Origin of the sequence: Pseudomonas sp. CM27 (genome assembly GCF_013179515.1) — a bacterium.
Lineage (GTDB): Bacteria > Pseudomonadota > Gammaproteobacteria > Pseudomonadales > Pseudomonadaceae > Aquipseudomonas.
This window is the reverse complement of sequence record NZ_JABMCN010000007.1, coordinates 38,385-46,953: the sequence shown is the minus strand read 5'-3', so window position 1 is coordinate 46,953 and position 8,569 is coordinate 38,385. Positions and strand designations below refer to the sequence as shown.

Here is an 8,569-nt window from a genome sequence, read left to right as displayed (position 1 = left end):
CCCAGTTCCTTCAGGTAGGCCGGCAGCACGTGCTCGGGAAAGCCCGGCTGTTTCTGGTCCATGTTCACCGCGACGATCTCGAACTTGATCGGTGCCACCTTCTGCAGGTGCAACAGAACGTCGAGCATGGTGTAGCTGTCCTTGCCGCCGGACAGGCAGACCATCACCTTGTCGCCATCCTCGATCATGTTGTAGTCGGTGATGGCTTCGCCAGCGAGACGACGCAGGCGTTTTTGCAGTTTGTTCTGGTTGACCGAGAGGGTGCCCATAGCGCTTGGATCCGCGAGGTGTGACAAAAGCCGGCTATTTTACCCACAAACGCGGCATCACTGTAGGCATTCCGACAAAGACTTCAATGTAATCAGCAGCACGCCCTAAAGCGCAATTTGCTCTAAAAAGCCCGGTTTGTGCCGGTAACGGCTTCCTATACTGCGACATAAGGCCACATTACCGCTTGCATCTGTGTTCAGGCCCCTGGCCGCATGCGCTCCATTCGGGGGGCGCTTGGCAACATTGAGAGGAGTGAAGGCATGATTCATCACGTTGTGGGGCTGTTTACCCATCCCGACCAGGAATGGCGGGAAATTCGTGGCGAAGAAGAAACCATCAGCCACATGTACCTGACGCACACCTTGATCCTGGCAGCCATTCCCGCTATTTCGGCGTTCATCGGCACCACCCAGGTTGGCTGGGTGATCGGCGACCGACCCGCCGTGATGCTGACCATGGAAAGCGCGCTCTGGATGAGCATCATGTCTTACCTGGCAATGCTCGGCGGTGTTGCGGTGATGGGCGCGTTCATCCACTGGATGGCGCGCACCTACGATGCCAACCCGTCCATGGCGCAATGCATCGCGTTTGCCACCTACACCGCCACCCCGTTGTTCATCGGCGGCCTGGTCGCGCTGTACCCGCACTTGTGGCTGGGCATGCTGATCGGCACCGCTGCAATCTGCTACACCGTGTACCTGTTGTATGTCGGCTTGCCGACGTTCATGAACATTCCGCCTGACGAAGGCTTTCTGTTCTCCAGCTCGGTGCTGGCGGTAGGCCTTGTGGTACTGGTGGCGATCATGGCCGCCACGGTGATCATCTGGGGACTGGGCGTGGGGCCCGTCTACACCAACTAGAACAGACTCAACCAACACTGGGGCATCAACCAGAGGCCGCCGCGAGGCGGCCTCTGGCTGTGCGCTGACGGGCGGTGGCTCGGCAGGCGGCTCGCGGCTGCGGCATAATGACCAGTCAGGAGAACCATGCCGCCATGCCCGAGTTGCTCAAACAACGCGTCGAAATCTGTTACCAGCAAGCCGAAACCTTCTTCAAACGCCCCTTTCCGCGCCCGGAAGTCAGCTTCAGGCTGCGCGGGCAAAAAGCCGGAGTCGCGCACCTGCACGAGAACCTGCTGCGCTTCAACTTGCAGCTGTACCGGGAAAACCAGGATGATTTCCTGCGTCAGACCGTAGCCCATGAAGTGGCGCATCTGGTGGCCCACCAGCTGTTCGGCGAACGCATCCAGGCCCATGGCGAGGAATGGCAGCTGATCATGCGCGGGGTCTACGAACTGCCGCCCAACCGCTGCCACAACTACGAAGTGCAACGGCGCGTGGCCACTCGCTATATCTACCGCTGCCCGTGCCCGCAGAGTGACTTCCCCTTCACTGCACAGCGCCACAAGCTGGTGCGTCAAGGGCGGCGGTACCTGTGCAAGCGGTGCCGAGCGATTCTGGTGTACAGCGGCGAGACGCGGGTCGAATAGACCGGGTTTTGCCTTGCACCGGCCCTATCGCCGGCAAGCCAGCTCCCACAGGTACAGCAGAGGTTTGGAATGCTGTGCCGAACCTGAGGGAGCTCGCTTGCCGGCGATAGGGCCGGACCAGGCAATGCATGGATACCAGATATAAGAAAGGCGACCCGAGGGTCGCCTTCTTCATACCAGCCTGCGCTTACTTCTCGACGAAAGCACGCTCGATCAGGTAGTCACCCGGCTCGCGCATACGGGCCGAAACCTTCAGGCCGAAGCTGTCCAGCACTTCGCTGGTCTCGTCGAGCATGCTCGGGCTGCCGCAGATCATCGCGCGGTCGTCCTGCGGGTTGATCGGTGGCAGGCCGATGTCGCTGAACAGCTTGCCGCTGCGCATCAGGTCGGTCAGACGGCCCTGGTTCTCGAACGGCTCACGGGTCACGGTCGGGTAGTAGATCAGCTTGTCGCGGACCGACTCACCGAAGAACTCGTTCTGCGGCAGGTGTTCGGTGATGAATTCGCGGTAGGCCACTTCGTTCACGTAACGCACGCCGTGCACCAGAATCACCTTTTCGAAGCGCTCGTAGGTTTCCGGGTCCTGGATGACGCTCATGAACGGCGCCAGGCCAGTGCCGGTGCTCAGCAGGTACAGGTGCTTGCCCGGGTTCAGGTCGTCGAGCACCAGAGTACCGGTAGGCTTCTTGCTGATGATGATCTCATCGCCTTCCTTCAAGTGCTGCAGCTGCGAGGTCAGCGGACCGTCCGGCACCTTGATGCTGAAGAACTCCAGGTGCTCTTCCCAGTTCGGCGAAGCGATGGAATAGGCACGCATGAGCGGGCGGCCGGTTTCCTGCTGCAGGCCGATCATCACGAACTGACCGTTCTCGAAGCGCAGCCCCGGGTCGCGGGTGCACTTGAAGCTGAACAGGGTGTCGTTCCAGTGGTGCACACTGAGGACACGTTCGTGGTTCATGTTGCTCATCGATGGGGCTCCTGAAGAAAACGCAGCGCGCAAAACGCGCAGTTGCGCGATAGTTTAGGGGCAGCGACAATATCTGTTAACTGGATTATCAAGATATGTGTTATCGGTTATATCGATATGCGATTCACACTCCGTCAACTGCAAGTCTTCGTCGCCGTAGCCCAGCACCAGAGCGTCTCTCGAGCCGCCAGCCTGCTGGCCTTGTCGCAGTCGGCTGCCAGCACTTCGATCACTGAGCTGGAGCGTCAATCAAGCTGCCAGCTGTTCGACCGTGCCGGCAAGCGCCTGGCGCTCAACGCCCTGGGCCATCAACTGCTGCCCCAGGCTGTGGCCCTGCTCGACCAGGCCAAGGAGATCGAAGACCTGCTCAATGGCAAGTCCGGGTTCGGCTCGCTGGCGGTCGGCGCCACGCTGACCATCGGCAACTACCTGGCCACCCTGCTGATCGGCAGCTTCATGCAGAGCCACCCGGAAAGCCAGGTAAAACTGCATGTACAGAACACCGTGCATATTGTGCAGCAAGTGGCTCACTACGAAATTGATCTGGGTCTGATCGAGGGTGATTGCAACCACCCGGACCTGGAAGTACAGCCATGGGTAGAGGATGAGCTGGTGGTGTTCTGCGCGCCGCAGCACCCGCTGGCCAAGCTGGGCCGCGCCGACATCGAAAGCCTGTCGCAAGAGGCGTGGATACTGCGTGAGCAAGGCTCGGGCACGCGCCTGACCTTCGATCAGGCCATGCGCCATCACCGCGCCAACCTCAATATACGCCTGGAGCTGGAGCACACCGAGGCGATCAAGCGGGCGGTGGAGTCAGGCCTGGGTATCGGCTGCATATCGCGCCTGGCCCTGCGTGACGCATTCCGCCGCGGCAGCCTGGTGCCGGTGGAAACCCCCGAACTGGACCTGATGCGCCAGTTCTACTTCATCTGGCACAAACAGAAGTACCAGACCTCGGCCATGCGCGAGTTCCTCGAGCTATGCCGCAACTTCACCGCGGGCTTTACCCGCAGTGATGAAATCGTGCTGCCGCCGATCGCTTAAAGCAGGATCACGCCCCACACCAGCGCCACCATGGTCAGCGCCACCAGCTGCGCAGCGCTGCCCATGTCCTTGGCGTTTTTCGACAAGGGGTGGCGCTCCAGCGAAATGCGGTCGATGGCAGCTTCGACGGCCGAGTTGAACAGCTCGACGATCAACCCCAGCAGGCACACCGCGATCATGATCGCCCGCTCGGCGCGGCTGACCGGCAGCCAGAACGCAATCGGGATCAGCAGCACGTTAAGCAGCACCAGTTGGCGAAACGCCGCCTCGCCCTTGAAAGCGGCGCGCAGGCCGTCCAGTGAGTACCCGGCAGCGTTGAAAATGCGTTTGAGGCCGGTCTGGCCCTTGAATGGCGATGTCATGTGAGTCACTTAACGACAGAAAGGCCAGCAGACTAGACCGGCACGGGTCAAAAAAGCGTGAAGCCAGGCGCAGTCAGTTGCTGGCAACCGATTCAAGTTGTTGCAGCAACAGCGCGGCCTGGGTCCGGGTACGCACCCCCAGCTTGCGGAAGATCGCGGTCACGTGGGCCTTGATGGTCGCTTCGGAGACGCTGAGCTCATAGGCAATCTGCTTGTTCAGCAAGCCTTCGCAGACCATGGTCAGCACGCGGAACTGTTGCGGCGTGAGGCTGGCCAGGCCTTCGCTGGCGGCTTTGGCCTCGGCCGATACATCGACCTTCTCGAACGCCTGCGGTGGCCACCAGACCTCGCCGTCGAGCACCTTGCGCACGGCATCCTGAATCACTTCCAGGGTGCTGGACTTGGGGATGAAACCGCTGGCGCCGAACTCGCGGGACTTGACCACCACGGCGGCCTCTTCCTGGGCCGAAACCATCACCACGGGGATCTGCGGGTATTGCCCGCGTAGCAGCACCAGCCCGGAAAAACCGTAGGCCCCCGGCATGTTCAAATCCAGCAACACCAGGTCCCAGTCGGCTTTTTCGCTCAGGCGGGCTTCCAGCTCGGCAATGCTCGCGACTTCGACCAGGCGTACATCCGGGCCCAGGCCAAGGGTAACGGCCTGGCGCAGAGCGCCACGGAACAGTGGGTGGTCATCGGCAATCAGGATTTCGTAAGTGGCCATCGATCTAGGGATCCTGTTCTGTGCCGGGCGTTCGGGGGTAAGGGAAGCGCCCGGTGGGGAATCGGCGCCAAGGAGGCCGAGCACGGTCGAGGGTGATCAAGCCAATCGCCCTGCCGTCTCGCCCACCCTGGCTGCCAGCTCCGTCATTATGAACCAAAGCAGGGGTTGTGCCCCTTGGACTATAGGAAGGTATGCAAACGCTGGTGGGTGTCGTCCTGGTCGTCCAGCGGCAAGCGCCGCTTGCCGCTCAGGTAATGCAGGCTGAACACATCCAGGTAGGCATCCAGCGCCTGCGAGGCCTGACTGTCACCGGCAAGGTCCAGGCACATGGCCGCGACTTCCGCCGTGCAGAAGTGATCGTCCCGCTTGGAGCGTCGCAGGCGGTAGCGGGACATCTGCTCGGCCTCCAGGCTCAACACCGGGAAGCGGTCGAGGTACGGGCTTTTGCGAAACATCTTGCGCGCTTCGGTCCAGGTGGCATCCAGCAGGATGAACAGCGGGCGTTTGCCCGGCTCACGCACCACTTCAGTGACAACCCGCTCCTGGGCGACGAACTCGCCAGGGAAGACGATATAGGGCTGCCAGCGCGGGTCGTCGAGCAAGGCCAGCAAGCCCTCGTCTACCGAGGTACGCAGCCAGCCAAAGGCGGCGGTGTCGTCGATCAGGTCGGCAATCAGCCAGCCGGTGTTGGTGGGCTTCAACGGCTCGGTGTCGTGCATCAGCAGGCATACACCCGATTCGGCCTGCACGCGGGGTTTCCAGGCGCACAGGCAATGGGTGGCGATGACCCGGCAAGCCGGGCAGCGCTCGGCACGTGAGCCGCGGGCGATGAAAGGCTTGACGCTGCGGGCCAGACGTTCGGCGCGCAGGCGCGCTACCGCATGGCTCATGCCGGCAGGCCTCTGGACAGGTTGGAAATGGGCACAAGGATGGCTCGAAAAAAACAAGGGAGCCAGTTTACCAGAACGGCGGCCATTTGCTGTGCAGGTGGCAAGGCGGCCCTTATAATCGACACTTTACCGTGCCTTAACTTCGCGCCCGCACGGTTCACGGAACACCGCCGGCCCGCGCATGTCAAAGCGCCAGTCATCGAACCAGGAGAGATTCATGCTGCGCCTTATAGCCCCCGCCCTGAGCCTGCTACTCGCTCTGCCCCTGGCAGCCCACGCGGCTTCCAAGCAGGATTACGACCTGAACAAGACGTTGCAGAAGGTCGCCAAGGAGAGCAGCGTCGGCACCCCGCGCGCAATCAACGAGGACATCCTCGACCAGGGCTACACCGTAGAAGGCAAGGCACTGGTCAACCACCTGAGCGTGCGCCAGAGCCACGCCGAGCGCATGCAGGCCAACCCGGCGCAGGTGCGCAGCCAGCTAGGCGACAGCGTCTGCCGTAACAGCGGCTACCGCAACCTGATGTCCAAAGGTGCGGTAATGGTCTACCGCTTTACCGTCTACAAGACCAACCAGCCGGTCATGGATCAGGCCTTCGACAGCGCCAGCTGCGTGGCAGGCAACAAGAAGAAGTAACAACAGCTGTTATGCAGCTATACCTTTTCGTCTTCACGGGCGCGCCAGCGCCCATCGTCAGCATCGGCGCGCATGTCAGCCAGCAACGCCTGCAAGTAACGCGACTGGCACTCCAGCCCTGATAAACGGCGCCGACACTCGGCCTCAAGGCTCAGGTGATGCACCTGGGCCGCATTCTCAAGCAGCTGATAGAGCTGCCCGTCCACCTCGATGGTCAAGCGATGCATACCGCCACCTCCTGCATCGACACGTTTCGCTTCACCAGTTAACCAAACCCTCACCGCCAGTGGCGGTATACCGACGGGCGCCTGCGGTAAACACTCCGGCACGATCGGGCCGGAGGGTCTAGATTGAGGTCAGAGGTATTGGTGCAGAAGGAGACGTTGCATGCCTTACCAATCGAACGAACAATTGTTCAGCCACTTCCACGACAACAACATCGACCTGAGCAACATCGACGCACAACTGCAACTGGTAGCCCCCGACAGCCCCAACTTGCCGCTGTATCGCGACATGATGCTGACCATCCTGCGCATGGCCCATGACGACAGCGACCGCTGGAGCGCGAAGATCACCCTGCAGGCCCTGCGTGAACTGGACCAGTCGTTCCGCACCCTGCAACGCTACAAAGGCCGGCGCAAGGTAACCGTATTCGGCTCGGCGCGCACGCCGCTGGAACACCCGATGTACGCCTTGGCCCGCGAGCTGGGCGCCACCTTGGCGCGCTCCGACCTGATGGTTATCACTGGCGCCGGCGGCGGCATCATGGCGGCTGCCCATGAAGGCGCTGGCAGTGCACACAGCCTGGGCTTCAACATCACCCTGCCCTTCGAACAGCACGCCAACCCCACAGTGGATGGCACCGACAAACTGCTGCCGTTCCACTTTTTCTTCATCCGCAAACTGTTCTTCGTCAAGGAAGCCGACGGCCTGGTGCTGTGCCCGGGCGGGTTCGGCACGCTGGATGAAGCGCTGGAGGTACTGACCCTGATCCAGACGGGCAAGAGCCCGCTGGTTCCGGTGGTGCTGCTGGATTCGCCCGGCGGCAGCTTCTGGCGCGACTGCCTGGACTTCATCAGCCGCCAGCTGGAAGAAAACCGCTACATCCTGCCCACCGACCTGAAGCTGGTGCACCTGGTGCACAGCGCCGACGAGGCCGTGGAGGAAATCAACCAGTTCTACAGCAACTATCACTCCAGCCGCTGGCTGAAGAGCCAGTTCGTGATCCGCATGCATCACCCGCTCAGCGACGCGGCGCTGCATGAGATCCAGGAGGGCTTTGCCGACTTGCGCCTGAGCGGCAGGTATCACCAGCAGGCGGACAGCAGTGCGGAACATGAGGTGGGCAATTACAGCCACCTGACCCGCCTGTCATTTGCTTTCAATGGTCGGGATCAGGGCCGACTGCGCGAGCTGGTGGATTTTATCAACCTGTCGGAGAACTGGGCCAAGCCGCAGCCAATGCATACCACGCAGCGGGCCAGGGAGGCGTTGAAGGTCAGTTGATAACGGGTCGATCCTACCTGTAGGAGCAACTGTCTTGCGCAAAATTTAAAAAGCGCCCGCTCCCACAGGGTACGCGGTGCGCCCAGCATCAGCTCTCTGCGCGACAGCGCAGCGCCAGCCGTCAGTAATCGTCGAGATCCCGGCCGCTGAGCAGCCGGCCGATCATGTCCATCGGGAACCCCCGGTAAGCGAGGAACCGGGTCTGCTGGGCGCGGCTGCGCGGGTCATGCGGCGGCTGCCCGGCAAACTTGCGCTGCCACACCTCACGCAGGCGCTCGCGCCAGTCGATCTCGCTCTCGCGTAACGCCTGGTCGATATCAGCACGCGCCAAGCCACGCTGACCCAGCTCTTCGCGAATGCGCGCAGGGCCATAGCCAGAGCCGGAACGGTACCTGATGAAACTTTCGAGGTAGCGGGCTTCACTGAGCAGCCCTTCTTCGGCAAGCCGGTCGAGCTCGGGCTCGATCAGCTCATCCGAAGCGCCGCGCTGACGCAACTTGCGCGTCAGCTCGACGCGACCGTGCTCACGTCGCGCGAGCAGGTCCATGGCTGTCCGCCGGATGGCGACGGGGGTGTCGAGTACGGCGGACATGTTCGACTAACTACCGAGCAATCAATAACCGGCTTCAGCATCAGCGACGTCGTCGGCGCTGGCGTCCGCGGCGGCAGCCTTGTTCGCT

Annotated in this window: 11 protein-coding genes and 1 pseudogene; 5 read left to right on the top strand and 7 right to left on the bottom strand. The window is 61.8% G+C overall.

Going from position 1 to position 8,569, the window contains the following annotated elements; all coding sequences use genetic code 11:
- Nucleotides 1-269: pseudogene (locus tag HP547_RS02055) on the bottom strand (tRNA 2-thiocytidine(32) synthetase TtcA); the annotation flags it as partial.
- A 261-nt stretch (nt 270-530) separates the two neighbouring features.
- On the opposite strand from HP547_RS02055, the gene HP547_RS02050 reads away from it, so the two are divergent.
- Together HP547_RS02050 and HP547_RS02045 are read left to right on the top strand one after the other, a co-directional pair.
- Nucleotides 531-1,130 (top strand): Yip1 family protein, encoded by a 600-nt coding sequence (locus HP547_RS02050; RefSeq protein ID WP_172224585.1) that lies wholly within the window; start codon nt 531-533, stop codon nt 1,128-1,130.
- A gap of 107 nt (nt 1,131-1,237) precedes the next feature.
- Nucleotides 1,238-1,759, top strand: a complete 522-nt coding sequence (locus tag HP547_RS02045; RefSeq protein WP_172285384.1) for a SprT family zinc-dependent metalloprotease — start codon at nt 1,238-1,240, stop codon at nt 1,757-1,759.
- Between the two features lie 187 nt (nt 1,760-1,946).
- On the opposite strand, the gene fpr is transcribed toward HP547_RS02045, so the two are convergent.
- Nucleotides 1,947-2,726 (bottom strand): ferredoxin-NADP reductase, encoded by a 780-nt coding sequence (fpr, locus tag HP547_RS02040; RefSeq protein ID WP_033700840.1) that lies wholly within the window; start codon nt 2,724-2,726, stop codon nt 1,947-1,949.
- Nucleotides 2,727-2,843: 117 nt separating this feature from the next.
- Here fpr and finR point away from each other — a divergent pair, with 117 nt between their 5' ends.
- On the top strand, nt 2,844-3,770 hold the full coding sequence (gene finR / locus HP547_RS02035) for a LysR family transcriptional regulator FinR (protein ID WP_172224577.1): 927 nt from the start codon (nt 2,844-2,846) through the stop codon (nt 3,768-3,770).
- Here the strand turns inward: finR and HP547_RS02030 are convergent.
- The 3 genes from HP547_RS02030 to HP547_RS02020 form a co-directional block, all read right to left on the bottom strand.
- Nucleotides 3,767-4,132, bottom strand: coding sequence for a diacylglycerol kinase (locus HP547_RS02030; RefSeq protein WP_010952700.1), 366 nt, complete (start codon nt 4,130-4,132; stop codon nt 3,767-3,769). The genes finR and HP547_RS02030 overlap by 4 nt on opposite strands.
- Before the next feature lie 73 nt (nt 4,133-4,205).
- The gene (erdR, locus tag HP547_RS02025; protein ID WP_172224574.1) at nt 4,206-4,856 is read right to left on the bottom strand and encodes a response regulator transcription factor ErdR; all 651 of its coding nucleotides are present in this window, start codon (nt 4,854-4,856) and stop codon (nt 4,206-4,208) included.
- 179 nt (nt 4,857-5,035) lie between these two features.
- The gene (locus tag HP547_RS02020) at nt 5,036-5,746 is read right to left on the bottom strand and encodes a tRNA-uridine aminocarboxypropyltransferase (protein WP_172224571.1); all 711 of its coding nucleotides are present in this window, start codon (nt 5,744-5,746) and stop codon (nt 5,036-5,038) included.
- A gap of 217 nt (nt 5,747-5,963) precedes the next feature.
- Here HP547_RS02020 and HP547_RS02015 point away from each other — a divergent pair, with 217 nt between their 5' ends.
- The gene (locus HP547_RS02015) at nt 5,964-6,383 is read left to right on the top strand and encodes a quorum-sensing-regulated virulence factor family protein (protein ID WP_172285383.1); all 420 of its coding nucleotides are present in this window, start codon (nt 5,964-5,966) and stop codon (nt 6,381-6,383) included.
- A 17-nt stretch (nt 6,384-6,400) separates the two neighbouring features.
- Here the strand turns inward: HP547_RS02015 and HP547_RS02010 are convergent, their stop codons facing one another.
- Nucleotides 6,401-6,610: a hypothetical protein gene (locus HP547_RS02010; protein ID WP_172224565.1), complete on the bottom strand. Its 210-nt coding sequence runs from the start codon at nt 6,608-6,610 to the stop codon at nt 6,401-6,403.
- A gap of 160 nt (nt 6,611-6,770) precedes the next feature.
- Between HP547_RS02010 and HP547_RS02005 the strand changes: the two genes are divergently transcribed.
- Nucleotides 6,771-7,889, top strand: coding sequence for an LOG family protein (locus HP547_RS02005; RefSeq protein WP_172285382.1), 1,119 nt, complete (start codon nt 6,771-6,773; stop codon nt 7,887-7,889).
- 121 nt (nt 7,890-8,010) lie between these two features.
- Here the strand turns inward: HP547_RS02005 and recX are convergent, their stop codons facing one another.
- Complete coding sequence (recX, locus tag HP547_RS02000; RefSeq protein ID WP_172219581.1) at nt 8,011-8,481, bottom strand: recombination regulator RecX; 471 nt, start codon at nt 8,479-8,481, stop codon at nt 8,011-8,013.
- Between the last annotated feature and the right edge of the window lie 88 nt (nt 8,482-8,569).